Origin of the sequence: Erythrobacter sp. Alg231-14, from assembly GCF_900149685.1 — a bacterium.
Classification (GTDB): Bacteria; Pseudomonadota; Alphaproteobacteria; order Sphingomonadales; family Sphingomonadaceae; genus Erythrobacter.
This window is the reverse complement of the sequence record NZ_LT702999.1, coordinates 1104682-1130168: the sequence shown is the minus strand read 5'-3', so window position 1 is coordinate 1130168 and position 25487 is coordinate 1104682. Positions and strand designations below refer to the sequence as shown.

At 54.9% G+C, this 25487-nt stretch carries 37 protein-coding genes and 1 tRNA gene; 16 read left to right on the top strand and 22 right to left on the bottom strand.

Translation table 11 applies throughout. The features are described from left to right. Nucleotides 1-63: 63 nt before the first annotated feature. The gene (locus BQ8290_RS05365) at nt 64-2325 is read left to right on the top strand and encodes an RNA degradosome polyphosphate kinase (protein WP_337661042.1); all 2262 of its coding nucleotides are present in this window, start codon (nt 64-66) and stop codon (nt 2323-2325) included. Further along, a complete protein-coding gene (locus tag BQ8290_RS05360; RefSeq protein ID WP_108788277.1) occupies nt 2322-3881 on the top strand; it encodes a Ppx/GppA phosphatase family protein in 1560 nt (519 codons plus the stop codon). The genes BQ8290_RS05365 and BQ8290_RS05360 overlap by 4 nt, the downstream gene beginning before the upstream one ends. Nucleotides 3882-3917: 36 nt before the next feature. Here the strand turns inward: BQ8290_RS05360 and BQ8290_RS05355 are convergent, their stop codons facing one another. Further along, the gene (locus tag BQ8290_RS05355) at nt 3918-4697 is read right to left on the bottom strand and encodes a queuosine precursor transporter (RefSeq protein WP_108788275.1); all 780 of its coding nucleotides are present in this window, start codon (nt 4695-4697) and stop codon (nt 3918-3920) included. 57 nt (nt 4698-4754) lie between these two features. On the opposite strand from BQ8290_RS05355, the gene BQ8290_RS05350 reads away from it, so the two are divergent. Next, nucleotides 4755-4831, top strand: a tRNA-Arg gene (locus BQ8290_RS05350). A gap of 183 nt (nt 4832-5014) precedes the next feature. Here the strand turns inward: BQ8290_RS05350 and BQ8290_RS05345 are convergent. The 9 genes from BQ8290_RS05345 to leuC form a co-directional block, all read right to left on the bottom strand. Next, nucleotides 5015-5818, bottom strand: coding sequence for an NUDIX domain-containing protein (locus BQ8290_RS05345; protein WP_108788273.1), 804 nt, complete (start codon nt 5816-5818; stop codon nt 5015-5017). A gap of 366 nt (nt 5819-6184) precedes the next feature. Continuing rightward, entirely contained in the window at nt 6185-6517 is a 333-nt protein-coding gene (gene grxD, locus BQ8290_RS05340) for a Grx4 family monothiol glutaredoxin (RefSeq protein WP_108788272.1), read from the bottom strand. Between the two features lie 38 nt (nt 6518-6555). Continuing rightward, entirely contained in the window at nt 6556-6789 is a 234-nt protein-coding gene (locus BQ8290_RS05335) for a BolA/IbaG family iron-sulfur metabolism protein (RefSeq protein WP_108788271.1), read from the bottom strand. 21 nt (nt 6790-6810) lie between these two features. Further along, a complete protein-coding gene (locus BQ8290_RS05330; protein WP_108788270.1) occupies nt 6811-7134 on the bottom strand; it encodes an ATPase inhibitor subunit zeta in 324 nt (107 codons plus the stop codon). A gap of 117 nt (nt 7135-7251) precedes the next feature. Continuing rightward, nucleotides 7252-8250, bottom strand: coding sequence for a zinc-binding dehydrogenase (locus BQ8290_RS05325; protein ID WP_108788268.1), 999 nt, complete (start codon nt 8248-8250; stop codon nt 7252-7254). 14 nt (nt 8251-8264) lie between these two features. Further along, nucleotides 8265-8864: a 3-isopropylmalate dehydratase small subunit gene (gene leuD, locus BQ8290_RS05320; protein ID WP_108788266.1), complete on the bottom strand. Its 600-nt coding sequence runs from the start codon at nt 8862-8864 to the stop codon at nt 8265-8267. Nucleotides 8865-8908: 44 nt separating this feature from the next. Beyond that, on the bottom strand, nt 8909-9127 hold the full coding sequence (locus tag BQ8290_RS05315; protein WP_108791954.1) for an isopropylmalate isomerase: 219 nt from the start codon (nt 9125-9127) through the stop codon (nt 8909-8911). Nucleotides 9128-9220: 93 nt separating this feature from the next. Further along, complete coding sequence (locus BQ8290_RS05310; RefSeq protein WP_108788265.1) at nt 9221-9640, bottom strand: GFA family protein; 420 nt, start codon at nt 9638-9640, stop codon at nt 9221-9223. Next, nucleotides 9640-11070 carry a 3-isopropylmalate dehydratase large subunit gene (leuC, locus tag BQ8290_RS05305; protein WP_108788263.1) on the bottom strand — a complete coding sequence of 477 codons (1431 nt, stop codon included), beginning with the start codon at nt 11068-11070 and terminating at the stop codon, nt 9640-9642. Before leuC ends, BQ8290_RS05310 begins: the two co-directional genes overlap by 1 nt. Before the next feature lie 148 nt (nt 11071-11218). On the opposite strand from leuC, the gene BQ8290_RS05300 reads away from it, so the two are divergent. From BQ8290_RS05300 to BQ8290_RS05275, 6 genes are all read left to right on the top strand, one after another. Further along, entirely contained in the window at nt 11219-11620 is a 402-nt protein-coding gene (locus BQ8290_RS05300; protein WP_108788261.1) for a thioesterase family protein, read from the top strand. A gap of 52 nt (nt 11621-11672) precedes the next feature. Then, on the top strand, nt 11673-12506 hold the full coding sequence (locus BQ8290_RS05295) for a hypothetical protein (protein WP_108788259.1): 834 nt from the start codon (nt 11673-11675) through the stop codon (nt 12504-12506). A gap of 72 nt (nt 12507-12578) precedes the next feature. Continuing rightward, complete coding sequence (locus tag BQ8290_RS05290) at nt 12579-13409, top strand: fatty acid desaturase (protein ID WP_108788257.1); 831 nt, start codon at nt 12579-12581, stop codon at nt 13407-13409. 26 nt (nt 13410-13435) lie between these two features. Next, nucleotides 13436-13909 (top strand): sterol desaturase family protein, encoded by a 474-nt coding sequence (locus BQ8290_RS05285; RefSeq protein ID WP_108788255.1) that lies wholly within the window; start codon nt 13436-13438, stop codon nt 13907-13909. A gap of 77 nt (nt 13910-13986) precedes the next feature. Further along, entirely contained in the window at nt 13987-14337 is a 351-nt protein-coding gene (locus tag BQ8290_RS05280; protein WP_108788253.1) for a hypothetical protein, read from the top strand. A gap of 3 nt (nt 14338-14340) precedes the next feature. Next, nucleotides 14341-14751 carry a hypothetical protein gene (locus tag BQ8290_RS05275; protein WP_108788251.1) on the top strand — a complete coding sequence of 137 codons (411 nt, stop codon included), beginning with the start codon at nt 14341-14343 and terminating at the stop codon, nt 14749-14751. A gap of 50 nt (nt 14752-14801) precedes the next feature. Here BQ8290_RS05275 and BQ8290_RS05270 read toward each other — a convergent pair whose 3' ends face one another. The 12 genes from BQ8290_RS05270 to BQ8290_RS15110 all read right to left on the bottom strand — a co-directional run bounded on the left by BQ8290_RS05270 (nt 14802) and on the right by BQ8290_RS15110 (nt 19586). Further along, nucleotides 14802-15149 (bottom strand): DUF454 family protein, encoded by a 348-nt coding sequence (locus tag BQ8290_RS05270; RefSeq protein WP_108788249.1) that lies wholly within the window; start codon nt 15147-15149, stop codon nt 14802-14804. A gap of 4 nt (nt 15150-15153) precedes the next feature. After that, nucleotides 15154-15609, bottom strand: a complete 456-nt coding sequence (locus tag BQ8290_RS05265) for a SufE family protein (protein WP_108788247.1) — start codon at nt 15607-15609, stop codon at nt 15154-15156. Nucleotides 15610-15701: 92 nt separating this feature from the next. Further along, entirely contained in the window at nt 15702-15983 is a 282-nt protein-coding gene (locus BQ8290_RS05260; RefSeq protein ID WP_108791952.1) for a hypothetical protein, read from the bottom strand. Next, a complete protein-coding gene (locus BQ8290_RS05255) occupies nt 15983-16345 on the bottom strand; it encodes a hypothetical protein (RefSeq protein WP_108788245.1) in 363 nt (120 codons plus the stop codon). Before BQ8290_RS05255 ends, BQ8290_RS05260 begins: the two co-directional genes overlap by 1 nt. Further along, nucleotides 16342-16593 (bottom strand): hypothetical protein, encoded by a 252-nt coding sequence (locus BQ8290_RS05250; RefSeq protein WP_108788243.1) that lies wholly within the window; start codon nt 16591-16593, stop codon nt 16342-16344. Before BQ8290_RS05250 ends, BQ8290_RS05255 begins: the two co-directional genes overlap by 4 nt. Further along, on the bottom strand, nt 16593-16970 hold the full coding sequence (locus BQ8290_RS05245) for a hypothetical protein (RefSeq protein ID WP_108788241.1): 378 nt from the start codon (nt 16968-16970) through the stop codon (nt 16593-16595). Before BQ8290_RS05245 ends, BQ8290_RS05250 begins: the two co-directional genes overlap by 1 nt. Continuing rightward, nucleotides 16967-17329 carry a hypothetical protein gene (locus tag BQ8290_RS05240; protein WP_337661040.1) on the bottom strand — a complete coding sequence of 121 codons (363 nt, stop codon included), beginning with the start codon at nt 17327-17329 and terminating at the stop codon, nt 16967-16969. Before BQ8290_RS05240 ends, BQ8290_RS05245 begins: the two co-directional genes overlap by 4 nt. A gap of 11 nt (nt 17330-17340) precedes the next feature. Then, entirely contained in the window at nt 17341-17676 is a 336-nt protein-coding gene (locus BQ8290_RS05235; protein WP_108788237.1) for a hypothetical protein, read from the bottom strand. Nucleotides 17677-17735: 59 nt separating this feature from the next. After that, nucleotides 17736-18113 carry an envelope stress response membrane protein PspC gene (gene pspC / locus BQ8290_RS05230; protein WP_108788235.1) on the bottom strand — a complete coding sequence of 126 codons (378 nt, stop codon included), beginning with the start codon at nt 18111-18113 and terminating at the stop codon, nt 17736-17738. Continuing rightward, nucleotides 18110-18415, bottom strand: coding sequence for an envelope stress response membrane protein PspB (gene pspB / locus BQ8290_RS05225; RefSeq protein WP_108788233.1), 306 nt, complete (start codon nt 18413-18415; stop codon nt 18110-18112). Before pspB ends, pspC begins: the two co-directional genes overlap by 4 nt. Before the next feature lie 3 nt (nt 18416-18418). Then, nucleotides 18419-19414: a phage shock protein PspA gene (gene pspA / locus BQ8290_RS05220; protein WP_443112307.1), complete on the bottom strand. Its 996-nt coding sequence runs from the start codon at nt 19412-19414 to the stop codon at nt 18419-18421. A 7-nt stretch (nt 19415-19421) separates the two neighbouring features. Further along, on the bottom strand, nt 19422-19586 hold the full coding sequence (locus BQ8290_RS15110) for a hypothetical protein (RefSeq protein WP_337661039.1): 165 nt from the start codon (nt 19584-19586) through the stop codon (nt 19422-19424). Nucleotides 19587-19749: 163 nt separating this feature from the next. Between BQ8290_RS15110 and pspF the strand changes: the two genes are divergently transcribed. The 7 genes from pspF (at nt 19750) to BQ8290_RS05180 (ending at nt 25428) form a co-directional block, all read left to right on the top strand. After that, entirely contained in the window at nt 19750-20832 is a 1083-nt protein-coding gene (gene pspF, locus BQ8290_RS05210) for a phage shock protein operon transcriptional activator (RefSeq protein ID WP_108788229.1), read from the top strand. A gap of 126 nt (nt 20833-20958) precedes the next feature. After that, on the top strand, nt 20959-21237 hold the full coding sequence (locus BQ8290_RS05205; RefSeq protein WP_108788227.1) for a hypothetical protein: 279 nt from the start codon (nt 20959-20961) through the stop codon (nt 21235-21237). A 51-nt stretch (nt 21238-21288) separates the two neighbouring features. After that, a complete protein-coding gene (locus BQ8290_RS05200; RefSeq protein ID WP_108788225.1) occupies nt 21289-21681 on the top strand; it encodes a PilZ domain-containing protein in 393 nt (130 codons plus the stop codon). A gap of 89 nt (nt 21682-21770) precedes the next feature. Further along, on the top strand, nt 21771-22208 hold the full coding sequence (locus BQ8290_RS05195) for a PilZ domain-containing protein (RefSeq protein WP_108788223.1): 438 nt from the start codon (nt 21771-21773) through the stop codon (nt 22206-22208). A gap of 253 nt (nt 22209-22461) precedes the next feature. Beyond that, on the top strand, nt 22462-23052 hold the full coding sequence (gene rimP / locus BQ8290_RS05190; protein WP_108788221.1) for a ribosome maturation protein RimP: 591 nt from the start codon (nt 22462-22464) through the stop codon (nt 23050-23052). Beyond that, the gene (gene nusA, locus BQ8290_RS05185; RefSeq protein ID WP_108788219.1) at nt 23052-24698 is read left to right on the top strand and encodes a transcription termination factor NusA; all 1647 of its coding nucleotides are present in this window, start codon (nt 23052-23054) and stop codon (nt 24696-24698) included. The genes rimP and nusA overlap by 1 nt, the downstream gene beginning before the upstream one ends. Next, on the top strand, nt 24679-25428 hold the full coding sequence (locus BQ8290_RS05180; protein ID WP_108788217.1) for a DUF448 domain-containing protein: 750 nt from the start codon (nt 24679-24681) through the stop codon (nt 25426-25428). Before nusA ends, BQ8290_RS05180 begins: the two co-directional genes overlap by 20 nt. Nucleotides 25429-25487 lie beyond the last annotated feature (59 nt).

The following is a 25487-nucleotide window of genomic DNA, read 5'->3' as shown; positions in this document are numbered from 1 at the left end:
TTTTCCGCGAGCAATTGAACAATATTGGCCCGCTTTCGACGTTGGGAGATCGGCAGTAAAGCAATGAGCAGTCAACCGATCACGACAACAAACGACACTCCGGTCAAACAGTCCGACGGTTCAAAACCTTCGCACACCGCCGCGCCATCAACCGCATCGCCACCTTCCGCGCCGCACGCCACAATCGCGCCGGGCGGGGAGCGATATTTCAATCGGGAATTGTCGTGGCTCGCGTTTAATGAACGTGTTCTCGCCGAAGCGTGCAACGAACGATATCCGTTGCTTGAACGACTGCGTTTCTTGTCCATTTCCGGCAGCAACCTTGACGAATTTATGATGATCCGCGTCGCCGGATTGGTGGGGCAGGTGCAACGCGGCATTGATAGACCGGCAATCGACGGTCGGACCCCATCGCAGCAATTGTCGGCGATCCGCGAAAAATTGGCCGAATTGTCCGCGCTTCAACAAGATATCTGGAGCGATGTGCACATTGCCCTTGCGCATGCAGACATTCACATCGCCGATGAACAACGCGTCAATCCTGCTGCGCATTCATGGCTGGAGGCGTTCTTCCTCGAAGAGATCTTGCCGGTGATTACACCACAGGCCCTTGATCCGGCGCATCCTTTTCCTTTTGTCCATAACGAAGGGATGGGCCTTCTCTTTACGCTCACACGTGACGCCGATCAGGAACAGATCATCGAGATGATCTTGATCCCCACGGCGTTGCCGCGTTTTGTGCGTGTGCCTGATAATCACACTGGCAGTGCAGAGGGCGTTGGCGAAGCGATGTACATCTCCATCGCCAGCCTCATACAAAGATACGCTCACCGGCTATTCCCAGGCTTTACGATAGAGGGTGATGGCCTATTCCGAGTGTTGCGCGACAGCGACATCGAAATTGAGGAAGAGGCAGAGGATCTTGTCCGGACGTTCCGAAGCGCGATCCAAAGACGCCGCCGTGGCCAAGTGATCCAACTTGAGTTGGAAGAAGACTTCGATCCGATTGCCGAAGCGGTGTTGTTGAAACAGATTGGCGTTCATGAAGCCGCCGTTATCAAAACGGATGGTATGATCGGGATCGATGGACTTTCCGAAATTGCATCGGAAGACCGACCTGACCTTAAATTTGATGCATATTCACCGCGCTATCCCGAACGTGTCCGCGAACATGACGGCGACCTCTTTTCCGCCATCCGCGAAAAAGACATTGTCATCCATCACCCTTACGAAAGTTTCGAAGTGGTGGTCGATTTCATTCGTCAAGCAGCCGTCGATCCCGATGTGGTGGCTATCAAACAAACGCTGTACCGCGCCGGTTCTCAATCGGCCGTTATCAACGCCCTGATCGAGGCCGCCGAAGCCGGCATCAGTGTAACCGCCGTTGTAGAATTGAAAGCCCGTTTTGACGAAGAGCAAAACCTAAAATGGGCAACCAAGTTGGAACGGGCGGGCGTGCAGGTCATCTATGGCTTCACCGATTGGAAAACGCACGCAAAGGTCGCCATGGTCGTTCGTCGAGAGGACGACGGCTTTCGGACATATTGTCATTTTGGGACCGGCAACTACCACCCAGTGACCGCCAAAATTTACACCGATATGAGCTTCTTCACCGCAGATCCCAGATTGGGGCGGGACGCTGCGAAAATGATGAATTTCGTGACCGGCTATGTAGAACCGCATGGCTTGGAATTGATTGCAATCGCGCCGCTCGATCTAAGAGAAGAAGTGTATCGTCGGATCGATGTCGAGATCGCGAACGCTCAATCGGGTAAGCCTGCGGCGATTTGGATGAAATGCAATCAAATCACCGATGGCGGCATCATTGATCGCCTATACGCCGCCAGCAATGCTGGTGTGACCGTAGAGCTGGTGGTGCGCGGTATTTGTTGTTTGCGGCCGGGTGTTGCCGGTTTGAGTGAGAACATTCGGGTCAAATCGATCATTGGCCGGTTTCTAGAACACAGCCGGATTTACGCATTTGCCAATGGCCACGCCATGCCCAGCCCGGATGCGGCTGTCTTCATTTCTTCGGCAGATTTGATGGGACGAAATTTGGATCGGCGCGTGGAATCCTTGATCCCAATCATCAATCGGACGGTTCACGATCAAATCCTTCAACAGGTCTTGTTGGCCAACATGCTCGACACTCAACAGAGTTGGTGGTTGCAACCAGACGGCACATATTCGCGGGTGGAGGAAGAAGGCAAATCCTTTAATTGCCATCGGTATTTCATGACCAATCCATCGCTGTCTGGGCGGGGTGGCGCATTGGAAGCGGGCGGGGTGCCCAAGCTGTCTTTGCGCAAAGGCCGTGGAGGATGAGTTTGAAACGCAAGCGGGTGGACCGTCATGGCGTTTTCGCCGGAAACACACCGGAACGTGCGATTATCGACATCGGCTCCAACACGGTGCGTTTGGTTGTTTATGGCGGGTCGATGCGGGCACCGACCGTTTTGTTGAATGAAAAGGTAACGGCCAAGCTCGGCCGCGACATATCCGAAAATGGGATGTTGGCGGATGAGGCCGTGGCGCTGGCCATGCGTGGTCTAGAACGGTTTGCCTTGCTCCTCAACGACTTGGAAATCGATGACGTTGAAACGGTCGCAACCGCCGCCGTGCGCGAGGCCAGCAATGGCCCCGATTTCGTCGCAAAGCTTCGCGATTTGGGATTTGAACCGCGCATTCTGTCTGGCGAAGAAGAGGCATGCCTTAGCGCAAGCGGTGTCTTGGGCGCGTTTCCCGGAGCTTGTGGCAGTGTTGTCGATCTTGGCGGAGGCAGCCTCGAATTGGTGCGTGTCAGTGATGGTGAAATGGGCGATCCTGTGTCGCTTCCGTTGGGAGCATTGCGTCTTCCGGACTATCGCCAGAAGTCCGATAAGCATGCTGACGCTGATATGCGCAAACGCTTGGAGAAAGCGGTTCGCAAAGGTGGGTGGGGCCTTTCCGGCAGAGCGGGGCACACACCATCGCCTTTGTATCTTGTGGGTGGCACATGGCGCGCAATGGCCGTGTTCGCGATGCAATTGCGCGGGCACCCACTATCGGACCCGCACGGGTTCGAATTGAGCTCCAGTGAAGCGCAAGAGTTGACCGAAATGCTGGTCATGGAAACGCAAGACAGTTTGAAAGGTCGTCGGCGGATTTCTTCGATGCGTGCCGAAAAGCTGCCCGATGCGGCGATATTGCTTCAGGCGTTGTTGGCCCAACTCGCGCCAAGTGGCATCGTGTTTTCTTCATGGGGTCTTCGCGAAGGGTTGCTCTACGATCGGTTGGAGGATCACGGGAAAACGCAGGACCCGTTGTTGGCGGGGGTGTCGATATTTGCGACGCAGCGCGGTGCGCCACCGACCTTAGCAACACGGATCGCGGCGTGGACGGTGGATGCCATCCCACCGCGCAAGCACGGCACCGAACGGCTACGTTTGGCGGCAACGATGTTGGCATTAGCATCGATGCAGATTGAGCCGAACATCCGTCTGCCTCAGGCGATCGATTGGGCGATGCACAAACGTTGGATCGCAGTTGATGGGGCAGATCGCGCCATGCTGGCGGCGGCGATCGCAGCAAACGGCAATGCGCTCGACTTGCCCAGCGATGTGCAGGCGTTGGCAAGCAAAGAAGCATTGGAAGAAGCGATCTGTTGGGGGCTGGCGGTGCGCCTTGCTCGGCGACTTGGCGCGCGAACGGCGCGGTCGCTTAGAGTTAGCCGATTGCAAGTGGTTGACGGCACGCTCGTTCTGACCCTAGCGGCAAGCCACGCGGCGCTTTTCGGCGTACCAACCGAGAAGGATATGAAGCTTCTTGCCGGCCGGCTCGGAATTGATTGGGCGGTGGCAATCGTGCCCGATGATGAATTGATTTCTAACGTGGGTGAGTGACCTCTGCCGGCCAAAGTAGAAAGGTGGAGAGATGTACTAGGATTGCGGCTTCTTCCCCCCAAAGGGAGAAAAGTCGGTTTCCGTGTCGTAGAGATCGATGCCTTCGGCCTTTTTCAATCGTCCCACCACGGCGTAGGTTACCGGGGTTAGGGCAGCTTCCCATAGGACCTTCAAAAGCCAGTTCGTGACGATCACGGTCAATACATCTTGGGTTTCCCAAATCCCTAGGAACGCGATGGGATAGAATATGATGCTGTCGACGCCTTGCCCGAAAATGGTGGAGCCGATGGTGCGCGACCACAATGCCTTGCCCTTGGTCCAAACCTTCATCTTGGCAAGGATGAAGGAATTGACGAATTCTCCCGCCCAAAAAGCGATGATAGACGCCAGCACAATGCGCCATGTGCTTCCGAAAACCTGCTCATAGGCAGATTGACCATCCCAGCTTTCTGCGGCGGGCATGGCTACGACGACGTAGCTCATAAAAGCCATGAAGATGAGGGCTGCGAACCCGGTCCAGATGACCCGGCGCGCGCGTGCATAGCCATAGACCTCGGTCAGAACGTCGCCAATCACATAGCTGACCGGAAAGAAGAGGATGCCGGCGCCAAAAGTGAAACCCGCAACGGTCGATAATTTTGCCGCGCCAATAATGTTGGATAGCAGCAAGATCGCGACAAAGGCCGCCATTACATATTCGTAATATCGGAAATTCGCAGGAGCATGGCTTGTTGCGGCGATGCCATCATGCGGGTTATCGTCAAATTGTGCCCCTGGATCGAGGGGCGTTTGTGCTTCTGTTGCGTTCTTTTCCATCGCTTCGCGTTTAGCGTGATTTGAATGCTGCGCAAAGCGCGCTATTGGCGAGGCGACGCGCCCTTAGCTCAGCTGGATAGAGCACGGGACTTCTAATCCTGAGGCCGCAGGTTCGAATCCTGCAGGGCGCGCCATTTTCATTGAAAAGAAAAATAAAAACAATGGATTGATCCGAAATCTCGGATGCGTCCGGCTGTGCCAATGAAAGAGAAAAAGCTCATCGTCTTTGATGAATCACTGGGGTGACGCAAATTGATCCAACACTGCCTCAAGTGAATCAAAAACATTGCTGGGCAATGCGTATCGCACAGACAGGGTCACCCGCGTGCGACTGACTCCAACAATTCGGCCGTAACCGGATATCCGGCATCTTTCATAATCGTCAGCATGGGATTGCCGCCATTGGGATCGATCTGTGGAACGATAGTCTTGACTGGAATGGCTTCTGCCTGCGCGCGGGCTGCTTCGAAACTGTCGAACATGGCGAGACGTTCGAGATTGCGCCTTGTTGGAAAGATCAACTTGATCTCTCCGGTTTCTGCTGCGTCCAATGCGCCTTGGGCGCTTGTCCAGAATAACCGCGTATTTTCGGAATTGTCGATTGAGACGTCGACCTCTCCAGTGCCCAAATTGGCAAGGTAGAAGCGAGTGTCATACACTCTCGAGAGATTTTCGTTTTTTGGATACCACCGCGCAAATGGCGTGATTTGTGCGAGGTCAATTGACCACCCAAACGCATCCAGCACCGGAGCGATTTCGTTTTTCTCTTCCAACATCGCGCGGGCCTTTGCGGCGTTGTCCGCGTTGATGTCTCCCGAAAGGCCCAAAGCCAATCCGGTCTCTTCCAGAGTTTCGCGAATGGCGGCGATTTGGTGTGCGGCTTCATCCGCATCGATGGATCCCGCGGTCTGCGCGGCGACTGTTTCACCAAGTGCGAAATCGGCCGGGTCCACGCGTCCGCCGGGGAAGACCGCCATACCACCAGCAAATGCCATATTGCGTGACCGCACAGTGATAAGAATTTGAGGCGCGCCACCATCTGGGCAATCGCGATAAATGATGATTGTCGCGGCTGGGATGCCCTCAGGCGCGGCATTTTTCGTTTCGGATTCGGAGCTCATTGTCATGTGATGCCCCTCTCTTGCGCTCTTGCCAAGTGGTAGGGGGCACGCTGTCGGTATATCTTACATTTCCAACGATGGTTAACTCACTGAAACCATGTAAGTTGCTGAAAATCATGCGGTGTTGGTTTTTGGCACGTCTGGTGCATAGTGATACACGAAGAAAGTGGTCTTCAAATGAGGTACGACCTTCCTGGTCTCTGGTCCTACCTCCCCGTATTAAAAGAGCCGCCTCGCCTGGTACAGCGAGGCGGCTTCTTTTTTGCCGTCCTGATCGGAAAGTATGCCTAAGGGCGACTGTTGGATCGCAAATCTATAGCGTCAAAAGCGATGGAGCGGCGCCGGGATGAAGCCGGGCGCGACCGCTCAACCTTCCATTTTTGCGACGTTTTGATCGTCCATCAATTGTTTCAATTCGCCAGCTTCAAACATTTCCATCATGATATCACTGCCGCCAACAAATTCGCCTTTGACGTATAGTTGAGGAATGGTGGGCCAGTCAGAGAATGTTTTGATCCCCTGACGGATTTCCATATCTTGCAACACGTCGACGCTTTCATAAGCGACACCGCAATGATCAAGGATGGCGACCGCGCGGCTTGAAAATCCGCATTGCGGAAAGAGCGGCGTGCCCTTCATAAACAAGACAACGTCGTTGTCGCTGACGACACTGGAAATACGGGTGTTGATATCAGCCATAATTGGGGCCTTTGGTATCGAGTGAAATATGATGCGTTTTAGTTGGGGACCACGGTGGTGACTTGCAAGGCATGCAGTACGCCGCCCATTTTGTCTCCCAACGCAGCATAGACCATTTTGTGCTGCTGAACTCGGTTCTTGCCTGCGAATTGAGGGGCAGTAACCGTCGCTGCCCAATGATCGTCATCGCCGGCAAGATCGCGCAATTCCACCGTCGCCCCGGGTAGGGCAGCAAGAATTGCGGCTTCGATATCTGGTCCTGCCATCGGCATAGTTCGGGCTCCTTTAAAGGATCAGCTTTCGCTCATCAGCTGGCGTTTCGCCTCAACCGACATTTCTTCAAGCTTGGTGCGGATTTCGGCTTCGGTAACGTTGGTTTCCGCAGCAGTTAGATCGCCCAGCAATTTGCGGATCACATCTTCATCACCGGCTTCTTCGAAATCGGCTTGCACAACAGCTTTCTTATAGGCGTCGGTTTCTTCGGTCGTCAGATTCATGACGCCGGCGGCCCATTCACCCAGCAAACGATTGCGGCGCGCCGCAACTTTAAAGGCGGTTTCTTCGTCCATTGCGAATTTGGCTTCTTCGCCGCGTTGGCGATCTTTAAAATCGGTCATGTGTGTCCCTTTGAACTGTCTATCTTGCGAAATAGGGGCGGGCAGGGCGTGCGACAAGCGCTACGTGCCACCGCGTCCATTTTTGCGGCATCAAAAAACTTGCGGCAATTTTCTTTCTCAATCCATAGTCACGACAAGTTTGCCAACCGCTTCGCGGTTTTCCAGTTTTGCAATCGCATCGCCGGCGCGTTCCAATGGGAAGGTTTCGGACACAAGCGGGTCGATCTTCCCTTCTTTCATCAAAGCGAACAGTTCATTGACCTGCGCGACGAATTTTGCCGGCTCTCTTGCGGTGAATGCGCCCCAGAACACGCCGCAAATGTCGCAGCTTTTGAGCAATGTCAGATTGAGCGGCATCTTCGCGATCCCTGCCGGGAAACCGACAACAAGGAACCGACCCTCCCACGCGATGGAGCGCAATGCAGGCTCGGAATATTGGCCACCAACAATGTCGTAAACAATGTTTGCGCCGGTTGGGCCACACGCAGCTTTAAACGCACCGGCCAGCTCTTTCGAAGCGGCCTTGTCCATCTCTTCACGGGGATAGATGACGACTTCATCCGCGCCCGCTTTGCGAGCGACTTCGCCTTTGGCTTCGCTGGAAACAGCGGCGACGACGCGCGCGCCGTATGCTTTGGCCAATTCAACAGCGGACAAACCAACGCCGCCGGCCGCGCCCAAGACCAAGACAACGTCGCCTTCTTTGATGTGACCGCGATCCTTTAGGCCATGAATCGTTGTGCCGTATGTCATCAACAATGACGCGGCCTTTTCGAAGGGTACGCCATCGGGAACGGGGAACATACGATTGGCAGGCACAATCGCCTTTTCGCGCAATCCGCCATTGCCCATGCCGGCCATGACAGTGTCGCCGACCTTATAATTGTCGACACCTTCGCCAACCGCTTCAACAACGCCAGCGATCTCTCCGCCTGGGGAATAGGGACGTTCGGGTTTGAACTGATACAAATCGCGGATCATCAACGTGTCGGGGTAGTTGATCGCGCATGCTTTCACATTGACGAGAACTTCGCCTTTGCCAGGAGTGGGTGTCTCAATTTCGTCGAGCGTGAGTGATTCTGGTCCGCCCACTTCGTGAGTTTGGATGGCTTTCATGGCGTGTGTCTCCCTTAAACTTGTGTGCCAGCCGACACCCAGCTTTGCGCTGTTGTGCGGTTGTGTTCGAATTTTCCGATGGCCGCTTGCCGCTCTAACGTGAGGGCTACTTCGTCCAATCCGTTCAAAAGGCAATGTTTGCGGAACGGATCGATATCGAAGGCAAAGCGATCTTGAAATGGCGTGGTGACTGTTTGCGTGTCTAGGTCAATGTCGATGTCATGTCCCTCACGGGCAACCTCCATTAGGCGGTCGATCGCCTCTTGCGGGAGGATGATAGGCAATATGCCATTTTTGACCGCGTTTCCGGAAAAGATATCCGAATAGCTGGGTGCGATGACCGCGTGAATGCCAAGGTCTAGGATCGCCCAGGCCGCGTGCTCACGGCTCGATCCGCAACCGAAATTGTCGCCCGCAATGAGGATCGGCGCATCTTTGTTTCCCGGCGCGTCAAAAATGTTATCCGGGTTTTCACGGATCGTTTCAAAAGCCCCTTTGCCCAAACCGTCTCGGGTGATGGTTTTTAGCCATTTTGCTGGGATGATGATGTCGGTGTCGACATTTTTCGCCCCGAACGCAATGGCGCGGCCTTTTACCCGCGAAATGGCATCCATAGTGATCAATCCTTGTTCAAAAAGCAGGCTTTGAGCGGCGTGCCTCAGTCGGTTTCCGGGGGTTCGCCCGATGGCGGCGTGGCGGCCTGATCCGATCCAATTGCACTGTCATCGGGTTTTTTCCGAAAGCGTTTGCCAGCGTACAACAGGGCGGCAGCGACTGCGGCAGAGCCGATCGTAGCGGCCGCGCCAATGGCGGCGGTGCGCGCAGCGGAGTTTTTGCCTTTTTCTTCGGGTTTATCTGTAGGGGTCTTGTCTGTCATCGGAGTCTCATGTGATGCGTTTGCGGGGTTTGCAAGACTTACAATCATCGCAAGTCATACGGGGGTGTTTAAAGGGTGTTTTCTATCGGACGTTCATAGGTGCAAATCGGTGCCAATCTTACCCGGTGGGCGGCGATGTGCGGCGGCAGTATCGCCAAACCAATTGCGACCATCAAGGGTGCGCCCTTCGATCCCACTCAATTCAGCAGGATCAAACAATCGCATGTTCACGCCCATTCGGTCACCGTCCTTGTTTGTAGCCATATAGCTTTCGGTTAGGACCCAATGCGTGGTAGACCCGCATTTGGGACAAAATTGAACTTCGACCGCCGCGTTGTCGTAATCTACGCGTTGATAGCCGCTTGTTCGGCCAAGGACTTGCACTTGTTCAGAGGCAAAATATCCCCACGCGGCGCCCGATTTGAGGCACAAAGTGCAATCGCAAAGGTTGATGAAATCGGGCGGTGTATCGAGGGTGATTGAAACGAGACCGCAATGGCAGTTCGCCTCCATTAAGACAGTTCCCTCACATCCGTCAGCCGACCAGTAATTGCCGCTGCCGCGGCCATGGCGGGGGAAAGTAGGTGCGTGCGTGCACCGGGCCCCTGACGGCCAACGAAATTTCGGTTGGATGTCGACGCACACCGTTCTGATGGTGGGACTTTATCCGGGTTCATCCCCAAACATGCCGAGCATCCGGGCTCTCTCCACTCAAACCCAGCATCGATGAAGATTTGGTCGAGCCCTTCTTTTTCTGCCTGAAGTTTTACCAAGCCCGATCCGGGCACAACGATGGCCCACCGAACGTTGCTGGCTTTGCTACGTCCTTTCAACACCGACGCTGCCGATCGCAGATCTTCGATGCGGCTGTTGGTGCAGCTGCCAATGAAAATGTTTTCAATGGGAACGTCGGTCATCGCTGTGCCGGGGGTGAGGCCCATGTAATCGAGGCTTTTCGCGACGGCTACACGTTTTGATTCATCGGCAAAGCTATCGGGTGCCGGAACGGTACCGTTGATGGAGACGACGTCTTCCGGGCTGGTGCCCCATGTAACGGTTGGCGCGATCGTGCTTGCATCGATGGTCACCGATTTATCGAACTGGGCGTCTGCGTCGGTGTGCAGTGTTTTCCAATACGCCACCGCTGCATCCCATTCTTCGCCTTTTGGCGACATCGGGCGCCCTTTCAAATAGGCGAAAACGGTTTCATCAGGCGCGATTAATCCCGCGCGTGCGCCAGCCTCGATGCTCATATTGCAAACGGTCAAACGCTCTTCGACGGTCATTCGTTCGAAGACATCCCCGCGATACTCGATCACATGACCCGAACCGCCTGCGGCGCCGATTTCTCCGATGATATGAAGGATCAGATCTTTGGCGGTGATGCCAGGGCCAAGATCGCCTTCGACCCGGACTTCCATCGCTTTGGATTGTTGCAGCAACAAGGTTTGCGTCGCGAGCACATGTTCAACTTCGCTTGTGCCGATGCCGAATGCCAACGCACCCAGACCGCCATGACACGCGGTGTGCGAGTCGCCGCAAACAATGGTTGTGCCTGGAAGGGAAAACCCCTGTTCGGGCCCTACAACATGCACAATCCCCTGTTCGGCGGCGGTTGCATTAATATAGCGGATGCCAAATTCAGGAGCGTTGCGTTCCAGCGCTGCCAATTGCGCCGCGCTTTGCGGATCGGCGATGGGCAGCCTCGCACCTTTGGCGTCGAGCCGCGCGGTAGTCGGCAAATTGTGATCCGGCACCGCTAAGGTCAATTCGGGGCGACGCACCGGCCGCCTTGCCATGCGCAACGCTTCGAAAGCCTGTGGGCTGGTCACTTCATGGACAAGATGCCGATCGATATAGATAAGCGATGTGCCATCTTCGCGTGTTTCAACGACGTGATCGTCCCAGATTTTGGCGTAAAGTGTGCGGGGCTTGCTGGCCATCAGGTGTTCTTCTCTTGAACTTTAAAGCGGTGGGAATTTGGAGGTAGTGACCCCGATTAGCGGCGTCGATGCCACACTGGCAAGCCGCCATGACAAATGGTGCCACTTTGTCATGGAAATGAATGCAAGTTTCGCTTAACTTACATTTATGTCAGCAACGCCATTCCGTTTTCCGATCACCGTCCTGCCCGAAGACATCGATTTCATGGGGCACGTCAACAACGCGCGCTATCTGAATTGGGTTCAGGATGCAGTGTTGGCGCATTGGAACAAGGTCGCGCCGGATGAAGAGGTTGCGGCCAAAGCTTGGGTCGCGTTGAAGCACGAAATCACCTATCGAAAGCCGGCCTTTCTTGAAGACGATGTGATCGCGCAAACCGTTTTGGAACGGTACAATGGTGCCCGTGCATTTTATCGCACCGTCATAAGTCGCGGCGAAGAAGTTTTGGCGGAAGTTCAATCGAGTTGGTGTTGTATCGACGCCAAAACACTGCGACCGGCCCGCATTGGCGATCATTTGCGCGAGTTCTTCTTTCCCGAAGGCAATTGATCCACTACCGTTGTTTCCAGGTGTTTCTGCCTTGAAATCAGGGGTGTTTGTTATGCGAACTGTATTGCTTTTGGCTGGCGCATTGTTGACTTTGGCTCATCCAACCATGGTCCATGCCCAAACCGACGCTGACGATGGCAACACAATCTCCTCGCAAGACGCCGTCGCAATTGATCAGGCGCTCTTTCTGGGTGAAGCGATATACCGCTATGATCAGGCGGCCTGGCACACCACCGATGCGCTGCGCGAAGACTTTAACGATCTGGGCGCAACGGGCATTCGCGGATGGATCATCAACACGATCGATGGTGGGTTAGAGGCGGTTTTCTATCGCCCAACGCGCGATGGTTTCGAAGCGGTTTGGTCCGGCGTATATGACGGGAACAGGGTCCGAAACACCAACACTTATGATCCCGGTGAGCGCGCTTTTACTCAAGAAGAAACGGCAATGGTGAGGGCGGGTTCCGCCCCTCTTGAGAACACGGCGGAATTGGCCCGGTGTTCGCGGCAATCGTTTAATCGGGTTGTATTGCCAACGGGCAAGGATGATGGCGGTTTCTTCGTCTATTTCCTCGTCCCACAGCCGGCCATGAATGAAATCCCGTTTGGCGGGCATTACCGATTTGAAGTGCGCGACGGTAACGTTGTGGCCGATCGGGCTTTCACCAATTCCTGTCTTACAGTGAGCAGCACAACGTCAAATGGAGAACAACCGGTCGCCATTTATGTAACGCACGTGTTGGATCCTACACCCACCGAAATTCACGTTTTCTCGATGTTCGCTGCGGGAGTGCCTGTAACGGTCATGACAATGGACAACGATCAGAGTTGGACAATTGAGATCGATGAGGGAAAACCCCGAATCTCAACGACGGACGCGCGCTAATGGCGCAACTTGGCGTGGCAAGGGATCGAGATTATAAGCGGCCAAACGCAAGTTCTTGGCGTATCTAACACAATGACCCAATTGCACCGCTCCGACACGATCCATCCAAGGCAAAGCGCCATCGGCCTGACGTTGGCGGCGTTGATCGCTGGTGCGTGGTTATCATTGCACGCCTATGCGATGTTTGTGTTTGAAATCACGGCAACGAATTGGCCAGTGATTCTTGCGATTGGTGCGGTGCAATGCTGGCTTTCTGTGGGCGTTTTTATTGTGTGTCACGATGCGATGCACGGAACACTTGCGCCGGGTCGGGCACGTCTTAACGCGCTAATCGGGACGGTGTTGTTGTTCTTGTATGCAGGGTTTCGTTGGCGGGTCTTGCGCGATGCGCATTTGACCCATCACAAGAAGTCCGGCCATGCCGGTGATCCTGATTTTGACGAAAACAACCCGTCGAACCTTCTCACTTGGTATTGGACGTTCTTTAAACGGTATTTCGGATGGCAATCATTGGTGTTTGTACACGCAGTGGTTGGGATCTACTGGCTCATTATCGGCGTTCCGATGGTTCAGATCGTGCTGCTTTATGGTGCACCTGCATTGCTGTCTTCGCTGCAATTGTTCTATTTCGGAACCTATCGCCCGCACCACCATGCGCCGGATAAGCCATTTTTTGATCACCACAACGCGCGATCCAACGATTTTGGTTTGCTGGCGAGCCTCGCCAGTTGTTTCCATTTCGGCTATCACCTTGAACACCATAGACGCCCGGATGTGCCGTGGTGGGCGCTTCCGCGGGCAAAAAGGGCGGGGCTTGGCCTCGACGCAGAAACCTCTGGCTTGGCGGATGCGGATGCTTTTCCAACCGAACAAAAACAGCAGAAGGCTGAGAGTGTAACGTGACCTGGTTCGAATGCTTCGCTGTGACAATGGCCGCGCTTGTCGGGATGGAGATATTTGCGTGGTACGCACACAAATACATCATGCACGGATGGGCGTGGGGATGGCACCGCGATCACCATGAACCTCACGATAACACGTTTGAAAAGAACGATTTATTCGCCGTTGTTTTTGGTGCGATCAATGCAGGCATGTACATTGTCGGCTCTCTTTATTCAGAGGCTCTTTGGTGGGCCGCGTTGGGCGTCAATTTGTACGGGGTGTTGTATGCCATCGTCCACGATGGATTGGTCCATCAACGGTTCTTCCGTTTTGTTCCAAAGCGCGGTTACGCCAAGCGATTGGTCCAGGCGCACAAGCTGCATCATGCAACGATTGGCAAAGAAGGTGGGGTGAGTTTCGGATTTGTGTTCGCCCGCGATCCTTTAAAATTGAAGGCTGAATTGGCTGCGCAGCGCAAAGCGGGGCTGGCGGAACTGAGGGATAGTGCAGCGTTGCAATAGGTATCGGTTCGATTAGAGCGACGCGCAATGACAACTACCAACGTCATGGGAACGTTAATCCAGATGGCTGATACACAATGACCGATGCAACAGACCTCAAAGGGCTCTGGCAGGGAAGCTATTCCTATTCATCGTCTGCTGAAATCGGAGAAACGCCGTTCAAGGCGCGTTTCGGCGGGCAGGGCAACACGCTTTCCGGCCTCATTATGGAGGTGCATTTCAACACGGGCGATCAAGTGAAAGCCGAGATCGAAGGCGCAATTGAAAACGACATTGTGCGTTTCACAAAACAATATGTTGGTGCCGGATCCGAATACAAACGGGTCGTTCACTACGAAGGGCGGTTGTCCCCTGATGGCGGATCGATCTCTGGAACGTGGTCGCTGCCGGATGACAGCGGCACATTTGTGATGCAGCGATCGGTTTGATCATTGAGCAGCGGGTGCAACGATATTTCCGGACGATGGGATGGCACCTTCTACTACCCTGATGTCCCCGAAGCGGGCCCCGTCACACCATTCCTTGCGAACTTAACCGAAAGCGGCGGCGTTTTGAATGGGACGATTATCGAACCCAATGAATATTCTCCCGCGACTGCGCATTCGACCATAGCTGGACAGCGCATTGGGAGTTCCGTCACATTTTCAAAAACCTATCACGGGGCGGGCGACGAATACAGCGAGACTGTGGTCTATTCTGGGTCGCTATCGGATGATGCAAACATGATTACCGGCGAATGGTCCATTGATCATTGGTGTGGTACATTTGAAATGGTGCGGGAACTTTCTTCTGATCCAGCGGAATGCGCCGAAACCGCCGAAGGTGTCTCCACCTCGGTCTGACGTGATCCAATTCTGATCAGGATCCGAATGCTGGGTGCGACCCGGCCGCTTCATTCGGCGCGTGTCGAAATCCAGCCGCCGACAATGACCGTCACGGTCACCGAAATCCACACCCAAGGATGACCCAGGGTGACCCATGTGAAGCCAACTCCGATCAACAGCGTCGCAACCGCTGCTACCTTTGCGCGTCTGGATATGGCGCGGCGCTCTCTCCAATTGAGCACTTGAGGACCCCATGTTGGATGTTCGAGTATCGCGCGTTCCCAGTCTGGATTGCTCCGTGCGAAACAAAACGCCGCCAACAACAAGAACGGGACCGTGGGCAACAACGGCAGAACCGCTCCTACCGCGCCCAAACCGACGCATAGCAAGCCAGCGGCAAGATAAAGCCGCCGCACTAATCTATGCTCTTGTATCGGGTTGGATGTCGTTTTTTTGTGATGCGATGCGGGCCGCGTGCTCTTTGACCAACGCGATCATGTTGGGAACACCTTGGGTTCGATTGCTCGACAATTGGTTCTTCAAATCGAATGGGCCCAATGCGCCGATTACATCCATGAAGGCAACGGTCGATGCAGGCTTGTCTTGGACCGCGCTGATCACCAACGCGACGATCCCTTTTGTGATGGCCGCGTTGCTATCAGCAAGGAAATGGAGGGTCGACGATCCATTTGCATCGCCAATTTCTTCGGTAGGGTAGACCCAAACCGATGCAGAGCATCCCCGAACCAATGTGGCATCGGTTTTCAAGGCGTCGGGCATGTCGTCCAATTCGCGCCCAAGCTCAATGAGAAGGCGATACCGCTCATCGCCTTCAAGGAACTCATATTCTTCGAGAATGTCATCAAGCGTTCGCATGGGGCGCATTTAGGGAGTGGCGATGCGGTTGGGAAGTGTTTGCCAGAAAATCGGTGCCAATCTGGGTAGGGGCCTGCGGGACTTGCGCCTATTTACAGTTCAACACCGCTCGCAATGGCTTCCAATTTTTTGATCCGCTCTTTCATGTCGGCCAATTCAATTCGTGCCGCGCCGACGCCGCTACCAACACCGCCAGCAGACGCGTTGATCGCTCCGCCCTCGATCTCAGAATAATGGCCTGCCGGTGCGTGCAGCCGGTCCAATTCTTGGCGTTTAAGCGCAAGCCAATCTTGCCAGCCGCGCAAAGCCATAAAGCCGACCATGCAAATTCCGAACAAGCATGCTGCCGCGGTTACGAAAGTAGGGTCCATCATCATTTGCTCGGCTCCTTTGCACGGGTTTCGCCAGATGGGATTGGGGTAGATAAATTTGTGTCGTGTGTGATTGCGGGCTCGGTTGGGCCGCGCAACGCTTCGATTTCTGCTGCGACACGGGCGCGTTCGCGGGCATCCATCGTGTTGTTGTCTGTCGCGATGCGCTCCAAGACGTGCAGCCGTTCGCGCAACTGTTCGATCTCTTTGCGCGTCTCTGCGATATCGGCACGGGTGGCGTCATCATTGCCGCCGACATAGGTTTCATTGCCATCTTCGTCTGAAATGATCCCCGCGCGCGCTTTGGCGAGCTGGACGATCCCCCAAATGACGATCGCAACGATAGCAACCGTGGTGAAATTCATTGTGGTGCTCCTTTGTATGGAGTGGATCGCAAGGCTTCGATCTCTTCGGCCAGATCATTGGGATTGTCGGTGGCAATTCTCTCAAGCACTCGCACACGGCTTTCCAAATCGCTCGGCGTTTGATGTGATGATTGATCGGCTTTTTTGCGTCGGCGCAAGACCAGGACAATTGCAGCGGCGCCAGCCGCTCCGGCTAACAATGCAATTTGAATTGCGTCGATGACCAAAGGTGTGTCCGCGCCGAACATTAGGCGTTCCCCTCATCCTTGCGATGTTCAAGTGTGCGATCTCGCGCGCTTTCTCTTAGCGCATCGATTTCGGAACCTAGGCTGTAACCGCTGTCGGTGACGATCCGTTCAACATTGATGAGACGGTCTTTCACCGAACCCAGTTCAGCGCGCAGTTCGGCGTTTTCCTGAGTCAGCAATGCGACCCGTTGTTTGGCCTCATTGTCTGTCGAAGGTTTAAGCGCCTGACCCCAAGCACCATCCAACGGATACCCGTTTTGAATGCGCAGGCGGGTCGTGTGAATCCAACCGAAAATCGCTGATCCACCCAAAGCAAGTCCGCCAGCAATGATCCAAGGCAAATGCGGGACAATGGTGGCTGCTGCGTCGACGCTCATGCTCGCGTTTCCTTCTTTCCTAGATTCAGCGGGGTGCCGTTATCGGATGGCGCGGTTGTCGGGGTGTCGACATCGCGAACATTAGTGTGGCGCAACGCTTCGATTTCATCGGAAAGGGAATACCCACGATCCGTCACAATTTTTTCCAACACGATCATTCGATCCTGCATCGTATCAAGCTTGTCATTCAGCTCGCGGTTTTCCGCCTTGAGGCGTGTTGTTTCCGAGCTTTCAACTTTTTTGGCCGATTTGCCGCCCCATTCATCCTCAAGCTCGTATCCGTGCTTTGCGCGGATCCAATTGTTGATGATCCAGCCAAGGGTGCTGATCCCAACAAGCAGAACAACAAAGATTTTCATGTCGCCGTCCATCAGACCTGCTCCTGCTTGCCGATGTTAAGGGGAGTGCCGGTATCGGTCGAACTCGCGATTTGTGCGGGGTTTTTCGAAGCGTCGCCTTCGACCTGTCGAACATCGCGCAGCGCCTCAATCTGGGTCGCCACGTCGTAGCCGCGATCGGTCACAATGCGTTCGAGCACTTGCACACGTTCATTCAGCTGTTCGATTTGGACCGCGTATTGCGTCGCTTTTTCGGCGCCTTGCGAGGCAGCGGCATCGATCCGCTTTTCTTCCAGCTTCTTGTTGTTGGCGATCCACACAATCGCGATCACCATGGCAAACGGAGCAAATCCGATCATCCATTCCATTATCAGTTTCCCCTTGTTTTTGGGTCTTTGCGTTCAACGGTCGGCTGATGCGCGGTTGTTTATCGCAGTTCTTCGATTTCGGCCGTGAGGCGCGGATTGTTGCTGACGTAGTAGGTTTCAACATCGGCAAGGCGGCGGTCGATATCGCGGAACCGGGCACGAATTTCACGCGCTGTGCGTTTCGGGCTCTGCCGGACGCGCTGCCAATATTGCTGCTCCTGATTGTCGCTGTAAAGATACGGCGGCTTTTTCTTCAGGACGAAGCCGGCGACGATATAGGCGAGCAAGGCGAAACCTTGGGTGGCAAGGGCGAGGAACACCGCACCCAACCGTACCCATGTACGATTGATGCCCGTGTATTCCGAAATGCCTGAGCATACGCCCAAAATTTTTGCATTGTGACTGTCGCGGTAAAGCGTGGTGCGGGGGCTGTTCATTTTTGGGCGCCTTTCTTCTCGGCCATCATCTGCTCAAGTTCGCGCAGTTGCTGATTGTCTGTTTCCTGATCGGCCTGGAGCCGCTTCACAGGGTTAAATGCGGGGTCATCGGTGGCTACAAGCCGTTCGACTGTGTCCATCCGTTCATCAAGTCGCTTGGCGAGGTTGTAGAGTTCCTCCAGCAAAACCTCATCATCGGATGTGATCGTTGCGGCTGTTTTCCAGCGCGTGAGATAGTGCATGATCAGCCATGGAAGGCCGATAACGATCATGAAAATGAGTAAGACAACTTCAAATGGCATGACCTATTCCCCTTTGATTTGTTTGTTGCTTGCGCCGTCCTTGCCGAGCGCTTTTTTCATTTGTGCCAATTCATCGTCGATCGCGTCGGCCCCTTCGAGGGCTGCAATCTCGTCTGAAAGCGATGGTGTGCCTTTTTCCGCGATGGACATGGCGTCTGCACGGCCTTCGGCAAAATCGACGCGCCGTTCGAGTTGATCGAAACGAGCAAGCGCTTCGTCCGTCCGTTCGGTGCTCATCAAAGTGCGCAGCTTCACGCGATTTTCTGCGCTTTCAAGACGCGCCGCAATCTGTGTTTGGCGGCTGCGGGCTTCGCGCAAGCGATGCTGCAACTTTTGAATGTCGTCTTCGTAAGCGCGCAGGGCATCATCAAGCACCGCAATTTCTGCACGCAGCTGATCGCCGGTTCCGCTCGCTTTCTTTTTCTCAACCAGAGCGGCACGGGCAAGATCTTCGCGATCTTTCGACAGCGCCAATTGCGCTTTTTCTGCCCAGTCTGCCTCCAACCGGTCGAGCTTTACGACATGGCGATGCATTTCCTTTTGATCGGCGATTGTCCGGGCCGCACTGGCGCGAACTTCGACCAAGGTTTCCTCCATCTCGAGGATAATCATGCGGATCATCTTTTGCGGATCATCCGCATTGTCGAGCATGTCGTTGAAGTTTGCGGCGATGATATCGCGGGTTCGGCTGAAAATGCCCATAAAGGCTACTCCATCTAAAAACGGGTTTGTGCTGAGGCTTAGCGCGTTGCTGTCCTTTTGTCCTTGCGAAGCACCTTGCGTTGGAGTGGGGCTGCGACGCAAGGCCTCGATTTCGGCATCAAGGCGGGACGTTGTGCGAGCGAGAGCACCATTTGAAGAACCGGGTTGGGCCGAAGCGCTGCCTTTGGTGGTTTTGCGCGTCGGGGAAAGCGCGTCACTCAAATCGGCATGTGCGACTGGAACGCTGCGCTCCGGCCCTAGGGGTAATCCGGTGTCTTTGGCTTCTCGCTTGGTCACAATCGCCTCAAGCAAGCTCAATCAACATGGCGGTTTCACCAGGTTGAGCCATCATTGGCCCGTTTTCGATCAAGTTCATTTGGCTGGTAAGAGCAATCATCGCGACCATCGCTGCGATGCTGGCAAGGGATGCTTGGCCCAATTTGGTGCCGAAGAAAGTTGAGTTGTACATGGTGGGTTCTCCCGAAAACGTGTGACTGAAACTGTTGTGATTATCATTGCAACCGGTGTGCCAAATCCGAAAAACGGCGGAAAACTGCCATTTTTTGCACCCTCCCAATTCCGCATATTGGTTTCTATTGCCAACCATTGGGAAATTTCACTATACGTTGGTCATGGAGCGCGAAAATCAGTTTATCGGCCAATCCGGCGCCTTCTTGGATGCCGTGGAACGTGCCAGCCGCGCCGCCCCGATGAGCCGTCCCGTGCTCATCATTGGTGAACGTGGGACCGGCAAGGAATTGATCGCAGAACGCTTGCACCGTCTATCCAGCCGCTGGGGCGAACCCTTGGTCACGATGAACTGTGCAGCGCTTCCCGAGACATTGATCGAAGCCGAATTGTTCGGTCATGAAGCAGGGGCCTTTACCGGCGCTACCAAAGCGCGTGCGGGTCGGTTTGAAGAAGCCGACCAAGGCACACTATTTCTCGATGAATTGGGCACGCTGTCGATGGGCGCTCAAGAACGCCTGTTGCGCGCCGTTGAATATGGTGAGGTTACGCGCATTGGCGCGTCCCGGCCGACCCGCGTTGATGTGCGCATCGTTGCGGCCACGAACGATGATCTGCCCGCATTGGCCAAGTCTGGCGAATTTCGCGCTGATCTGCTCGACAGGTTGAGTTTTGAGGTGATCACTCTGCCCCCACTGCGCGTGCGCGAAGGGGATGTCGGGGTTTTGGCTGAATATTTCGCACGGCGCATGGCGGCCGAATTGGATTGGCATGGTTGGCCCGGATTTGCTCCGCACGTCATGGCGCAGATGGAAGAATATGCCTGGCCGGGCAATGTGCGGGAATTGCGCAATGTTGTCGAACGCGCGGTCTATCGCTGGGATGACCCGGAAACCCCGATCGCTCATGCACAATTTGATCCGTTTGAAAGTCCGTGGAAACCGGCCACCCCGTCGCACCGTCGATCGGAATCGGGTGCGCCGGGCGGGGCTGTGACGGGCTCTTCGACCGGTGGATTGCAATCGAATGGCGCGGCCAATCCGTCGCAAGTGCCACCGGGTGTTGATTTCGAAGCGGTCGACGATTTGCGCTCCGCGGTTGACGCACATGAACGCGCCATCGTCGAGCACGCCTTGGGAAAACATCGGTGGAACCAGCGGCAAACGGCAAAGGCGCTGGGCCTTAGCTATGATCAAATCCGTCACGCGATTAAGAAACACGGATTGTTGGACGAAGGCGAAGCGTAGCATCGCATCGAACGCCCAATGGCCAACAATTCGGCTCTATGACGCGGTAAGATAACCTTTTTTACACCGATTACGCGTTATGTTCCTGCCCATCGGGATTCGATTGGGCAAACTAGGGCGCTGTTCTTGGAAATTTTTAAAACATTGCTGATGGGCTGCGGAGCTCTCGTTTTGCTTTCGATGGTTGGCTGTGTCGGCCTTGTCGGTGTCGGCTCGTACGCCGTCGAACAGGCTTTGACCGATGAAAACGGCGAATACTTCGTGAACGAGGACGGTGAGATCCAAAAACGATCATCACGTCCCAAGGCCGCCGGCTCAACCGATCCGTTCTCTGATTACAATGGTGGTCAGACCTATGACGAAGATGGCGAAGAAGTTGGCGGATGGGGCGATGAAGCCAATTGAAACTCACGCCAAGGCCACAGCATTGAATTGAAACATTTGAGCTAAAACACGATGTCTATCAACGAAACCTTTGAAGATGACCAATTGTCCGGACGACGGGCCGCGCCACGGATGGAATTGAGTTTGCCGGGGCAATTCATGTCCACACAAGGCAATCATAAATGCATCGTGACCGACCTATCTCGCAGCGGCCTGCGCATGGCCATCGTCGACCCGATCAAAGTTGGACAGGGCGGTTATCTGCGTTGTGGTCCGATTGACCACTTTATGATCGTCACGAGGCAAGAGCGCGGGTTCAATGCGCTCGAATTTGAAATCCCTGTCAGCGATGTTTTTGTTTTTGGTATTCGACAATTTCAAGAACAATTGGGCGATATGGAGCGCGAGGAACTGGCGGCAACCGCACAGATGTGGGCCGAAGGGGCAGAGACGCCGCATCGGTAAATCGCGGGCGGATATGCCCGCGTCATAGCAATTCTACGTAAGGTGCTGTCGGCACAGAATTCAGCAAGTCGCTCTAATTCGGAGCGATCATGCGCACGTCACTCGCTTTGGATTTTCTCTCGGAAAAGGCCGCCTATGAAGAGCGGCTCTGTCGGGAACCCGCTCTGCCAACCGGTCGGCGCGGTGCGCCGCGTTTGCGGCTTTCCATTCCCGCCAAATTGGTGACTTTGACGGATACTCGGCGGTGCATTCTGGTAAATTTGTCGCGTTCCGGCGCCTGCATTGGATTGCAGGAACCGTTGCACCAAGGTGCCGAAGCCATACTCACGATCGCGGGTATTGATCAGTTTGGCACAATCGTTTCCTGCGAAAAAGGCGGCAACGGGGGCACCAACGGCATGAAATTCGAAGAGCCGCTTTGCGATGACGAAGTGTTGGCGATGCGCGATTTTGCAGAGGGTTTCGAGGCCGACGAAAACCGCTCTTTGCGCGCCGAGGTTCGTGCCTGGGTCGACGGCGCTGCATAGGCCATGATCCAGAGGGTGAAGCGCATTCCTACCCACGGAGTTACAAACGTTCACGCCGCTATAAGGTAGGCTGCATGAATGCAGGGCGCGATTATCCTGTGTTGGGCCCTTGCCAAATCGATGATGCGCGCCTAGTTGCTCATCCATCCCAACATTGTCGAAACTTTGTAGGGCTGGCGCCAGACGGGGCCGGCACAATTCGGCGATGCCGCATTTAGTTTTGTCACAATGACGCAGTAGACCCAAAGGCCGCATGACCGATATCGCACGCTTGACCGACCTGATCGAACCAGAGGCTACCGCTCTCGGGTTTGACTTGGTGCGCGTAAAGATGATGCCATCGGAGGCTGGGGACGGCGGCGAAGCGCTCCAAATCATGGCGGAAGATCCGGCCACCGGACAACTTGTGATTGAACAATGTGCGGAACTTTCGCGCGCTGTGTCTGCGATGATGGATGCACGTGAAGAAGCGGGCGAGATGCTGATTGAAGGGGCGTACCACCTCGAAGTGTCATCGCCGGGCATCGATCGGCCATTGACCCGCGATAAGGACTTTGCCGATTGGGCCGGACATGTCGCGCGCATTGTGATGGATAAAGGCTTCGGCGATGGCGATACAAAGCGCGTTTATAAAGGCGATTTGATCGGCATCACTGACGGCGTCATCTCCATAGATGATGCAAAAACCGGACCGGCTTCGTTGCCAGTCGACCAAATTCACGCGGCAAAACTCGTTCTGACGGACGCGTTGATTGCTGCAACCAAACCGATCGACACCGATGGTGTTGATGAAGTATCCGAAGACACAGAATCCTCTGATTTAGAAGAAAAGGCAGACAACTGATGGCCAGTGCCATTTCCGCCAACAAGGCAGAACTGCTCGCGATTGCGAAGTCCGTTGCATCGGAAAAGATGATCGACGAATCCATCGTCATCGAAGCGATGGAAGAAGCGATTCAGAAATCGGCTCGTAACCGGTACGGTGCGGAAAACGATATCCGTGCAAAGCTCGACTCGGTGACCGGCGATTTGACGCTGTGGCGCGTTGTTGAAGTTGTTGAAGAGGTCGAAGATTACTTCAAGCAGGTCGATTTGAAAGCCGCTCAAAAACTTCAGGACGGCGCAAGCGTTGGCGATTTCATCGTTGACCCGCTGCCTCCGGTTGATCTTGGCCGCATCGATGCGCAATCGGCAAAGCAAGTGATCTTTCAAAAGGTCCGCGATGCAGAGCGTGAGCGTCAGTTTGACGAATTCAAAGACCGCGCAGGCGAAGTCATCACCGGTGTGATCAAATCTGTCGAATTCGGGCATGTGATCGTGAACCTAGGTCGCGCCGAAGGTGTTATCCGTCGCGATCAACAAATCCCTCGCGAAGCGGCGCGCACGAACGAGCGTGTTCGTGCGCTCATCACGAAAGTTGAGCGGAACAATCGTGGTCCGCAAATTTTCCTTTCGCGCGGTGCGCCTGATTTCATGCGCAAATTGTTCGCGCAAGAAGTGCCAGAGATTTACGACGGTATCATTGAGATCAAAGCCGCTGCGCGCGATCCAGGCAGCCGCGCCAAAATCGGCGTTATCAGCCATGACAGTTCGATCGATCCGGTCGGTGCCTGTGTTGGTATGAAGGGTAGCCGGGTTCAAGCCGTCGTGCAGGAGTTGCAGGGCGAAAAGATCGACATCATCCCATGGTCCGATGACATCGCAACCTTCGTTGTGAACGCTCTGCAACCTGCAACGGTTGCTCGCGTTGTTCTTGACGAAGAAGAAGGCCGCATCGAAGTGGTCGTGCCCGATGATCAATTGTCTCTTGCGATTGGTCGCCGTGGTCAAAACGTGCGTCTGGCCAGCCAATTGACCGGGCACCAGATTGACATCATGACCGAAGAAGAAGCTTCGGAAAAACGCTCCAAGGAATTCGCAGAGCGGTCCAAGATGTTCGAAGAAGAACTGGATGTGGACGAAACGCTGTCGCAGCTTCTCGTCGCTGAAGGCTTCGCGATGTTGGAAGAAGTCGCTTATGTCGACAATTCCGAATTGGCCGCAATCGAAGGTTTCGATGAAGAGCTGGGCGAAGAGCTTCAAAATCGCGCCAAGGAAGCGTTGGACCGGCAGGAAGAAACCCACCGTGCCGCGCGCCGCGAATTGGGCGTAGAAGACGACCTGGCAACGATGCCGCATCTTTCAGAAGCGATGTTGGTTGTTTTGGGTAAAGCTGGAATCAAAACGCTTGATGATCTTGCGGATCTCGCGACCGATGAATTGATCGCGAAGAAACGCGAAGCACCGCGCCGTCGCAACAACGCGGACGGGCCGCCATTGCGCCGCCCTCAACGCGAGCAAGACAAAGGCGGTGTGCTGGGTGAATACGGGCTAAGCGAAGAGCAAGGCAACGAAATCATCATGGCTGCGCGTGCGCATTGGTTTGAAGATGAAGAGCCGGCTGCGGCTCCTGAAACGCAGGAGGCCGCTGATGCGGACTCCACCCAATGAGAGCCTGACGTCCGACATCGCTGAAGCGCCTGCTTCCCAATCTTCCGCACAGGAAATTGGGAGCGAGCGGCGCTGTGTTCTTTCTGGCGAGGTCCATCCGCGCGCAGAACTTATCCGACTTGCGGTATCGCCAAGCGGCGAAGTCCTGCCGGATCCCAATGCAAAGGCACCGGGACGGGGCGCATGGATTGCACCCGACCGTGCGGCGTTGGAATCCGCCGTGTCAGATGGGCTTTTGAAGAGAGCGTTGATGCGCGCCTTTAAAGGTGGGCCTGAAGGGGAAACCCTTTCCTACAGCGACGATTTGCCGCAAGCGGTAGAGGCGGCGTTGACGCGGACCTTACTTGATCGATTGGGTTTGGAAATGCGCGGGGGCAACATTGTTCTCGGATCGAGCCGGATCGAAGAACAAGCCCGCACCGGACGGATTTCATTGTTGTTGCATGCCAGCGACAGCAGTGAAGATGGTCGCAAAAAATTGGACCAAGCATGGCGTGTAGGCAGCGATGCCGAAGGGTCAGGAATGCGTGGGAGCGTCTTGCCACTGGACCGGGGTGCTCTGTCTGTGGCATTGGGCCGTGAAAATGTCGTCCATTTGGGCGTTTCGTCTCAGAATGATGGGGCGAAAAACACCACCCGCGCGTCAGACCGCGTGGGTCAGGCGATAGGGCGCCTCTCGCGATACAAAGGGATGGCGGGTTTTGTTGTTGGGAACGATCCTCCCGGATAGCGACCCTAATCGAACGAATATGCGCGCGGGGATGATGTCTCGTGCTTTTGGCCAAGGCG

What these genes read in the sequence shown, in the direction of transcription:
- BQ8290_RS05365 (WP_337661042.1), top strand. Translation starts at nt 64, where the DNA reads ATGAGCAGTCAACCGATCACGACAACAAACGACACTCCGGTCAAACAG.
- BQ8290_RS05360 (WP_108788277.1), top strand. Translation starts at nt 2,322, where the DNA reads ATGAGTTTGAAACGCAAGCGGGTGGACCGTCATGGCGTTTTCGCCGGA.
- BQ8290_RS05355 (WP_108788275.1), bottom strand. Translation starts at nt 4,697, where the DNA reads ATGGAAAAGAACGCAACAGAAGCACAAACGCCCCTCGATCCAGGGGCA.
- BQ8290_RS05345 (WP_108788273.1), bottom strand. Translation starts at nt 5,818, where the DNA reads ATGAGCTCCGAATCCGAAACGAAAAATGCCGCGCCTGAGGGCATCCCA.
- grxD (WP_108788272.1), bottom strand. Translation starts at nt 6,517, where the DNA reads ATGGCTGATATCAACACCCGTATTTCCAGTGTCGTCAGCGACAACGAC.
- BQ8290_RS05335 (WP_108788271.1), bottom strand. Translation starts at nt 6,789, where the DNA reads ATGCCGATGGCAGGACCAGATATCGAAGCCGCAATTCTTGCTGCCCTA.
- BQ8290_RS05330 (WP_108788270.1), bottom strand. Translation starts at nt 7,134, where the DNA reads ATGACCGATTTTAAAGATCGCCAACGCGGCGAAGAAGCCAAATTCGCA.
- BQ8290_RS05325 (WP_108788268.1), bottom strand. Translation starts at nt 8,250, where the DNA reads ATGAAAGCCATCCAAACTCACGAAGTGGGCGGACCAGAATCACTCACG.
- leuD (WP_108788266.1), bottom strand. Translation starts at nt 8,864, where the DNA reads ATGGATGCCATTTCGCGGGTAAAAGGCCGCGCCATTGCGTTCGGGGCG.
- BQ8290_RS05315 (WP_108791954.1), bottom strand. Translation starts at nt 9,127, where the DNA reads ATGACAGACAAGACCCCTACAGATAAACCCGAAGAAAAAGGCAAAAAC.
- BQ8290_RS05310 (WP_108788265.1), bottom strand. Translation starts at nt 9,640, where the DNA reads ATGGAGGCGAACTGCCATTGCGGTCTCGTTTCAATCACCCTCGATACA.
- leuC (WP_108788263.1), bottom strand. Translation starts at nt 11,070, where the DNA reads ATGGCCAGCAAGCCCCGCACACTTTACGCCAAAATCTGGGACGATCAC.
- BQ8290_RS05300 (WP_108788261.1), top strand. Translation starts at nt 11,219, where the DNA reads ATGTCAGCAACGCCATTCCGTTTTCCGATCACCGTCCTGCCCGAAGAC.
- BQ8290_RS05295 (WP_108788259.1), top strand. Translation starts at nt 11,673, where the DNA reads ATGCGAACTGTATTGCTTTTGGCTGGCGCATTGTTGACTTTGGCTCAT.
- BQ8290_RS05290 (WP_108788257.1), top strand. Translation starts at nt 12,579, where the DNA reads ATGACCCAATTGCACCGCTCCGACACGATCCATCCAAGGCAAAGCGCC.
- BQ8290_RS05285 (WP_108788255.1), top strand. Translation starts at nt 13,436, where the DNA reads ATGGCCGCGCTTGTCGGGATGGAGATATTTGCGTGGTACGCACACAAA.
- BQ8290_RS05280 (WP_108788253.1), top strand. Translation starts at nt 13,987, where the DNA reads ATGACCGATGCAACAGACCTCAAAGGGCTCTGGCAGGGAAGCTATTCC.
- BQ8290_RS05265 (WP_108788247.1), bottom strand. Translation starts at nt 15,609, where the DNA reads ATGCGAACGCTTGATGACATTCTCGAAGAATATGAGTTCCTTGAAGGC.
- BQ8290_RS05260 (WP_108791952.1), bottom strand. Translation starts at nt 15,983, where the DNA reads ATGATGGACCCTACTTTCGTAACCGCGGCAGCATGCTTGTTCGGAATT.
- BQ8290_RS05255 (WP_108788245.1), bottom strand. Translation starts at nt 16,345, where the DNA reads ATGAATTTCACCACGGTTGCTATCGTTGCGATCGTCATTTGGGGGATC.
- BQ8290_RS05250 (WP_108788243.1), bottom strand. Translation starts at nt 16,593, where the DNA reads ATGTTCGGCGCGGACACACCTTTGGTCATCGACGCAATTCAAATTGCA.
- BQ8290_RS05245 (WP_108788241.1), bottom strand. Translation starts at nt 16,970, where the DNA reads ATGAGCGTCGACGCAGCAGCCACCATTGTCCCGCATTTGCCTTGGATC.
- BQ8290_RS05240 (WP_337661040.1), bottom strand. Translation starts at nt 17,329, where the DNA reads ATGAAAATCTTTGTTGTTCTGCTTGTTGGGATCAGCACCCTTGGCTGG.
- BQ8290_RS05235 (WP_108788237.1), bottom strand. Translation starts at nt 17,676, where the DNA reads ATGGAATGGATGATCGGATTTGCTCCGTTTGCCATGGTGATCGCGATT.
- pspC (WP_108788235.1), bottom strand. Translation starts at nt 18,113, where the DNA reads ATGAACAGCCCCCGCACCACGCTTTACCGCGACAGTCACAATGCAAAA.
- pspB (WP_108788233.1), bottom strand. Translation starts at nt 18,415, where the DNA reads ATGCCATTTGAAGTTGTCTTACTCATTTTCATGATCGTTATCGGCCTT.
- BQ8290_RS15110 (WP_337661039.1), bottom strand. Translation starts at nt 19,586, where the DNA reads ATGTACAACTCAACTTTCTTCGGCACCAAATTGGGCCAAGCATCCCTT.
- pspF (WP_108788229.1), top strand. Translation starts at nt 19,750, where the DNA reads ATGGAGCGCGAAAATCAGTTTATCGGCCAATCCGGCGCCTTCTTGGAT.
- BQ8290_RS05200 (WP_108788225.1), top strand. Translation starts at nt 21,289, where the DNA reads ATGTCTATCAACGAAACCTTTGAAGATGACCAATTGTCCGGACGACGG.
- BQ8290_RS05195 (WP_108788223.1), top strand. Translation starts at nt 21,771, where the DNA reads ATGCGCACGTCACTCGCTTTGGATTTTCTCTCGGAAAAGGCCGCCTAT.
- rimP (WP_108788221.1), top strand. Translation starts at nt 22,462, where the DNA reads ATGACCGATATCGCACGCTTGACCGACCTGATCGAACCAGAGGCTACC.
- nusA (WP_108788219.1), top strand. Translation starts at nt 23,052, where the DNA reads ATGGCCAGTGCCATTTCCGCCAACAAGGCAGAACTGCTCGCGATTGCG.
- BQ8290_RS05180 (WP_108788217.1), top strand. Translation starts at nt 24,679, where the DNA reads ATGCGGACTCCACCCAATGAGAGCCTGACGTCCGACATCGCTGAAGCG.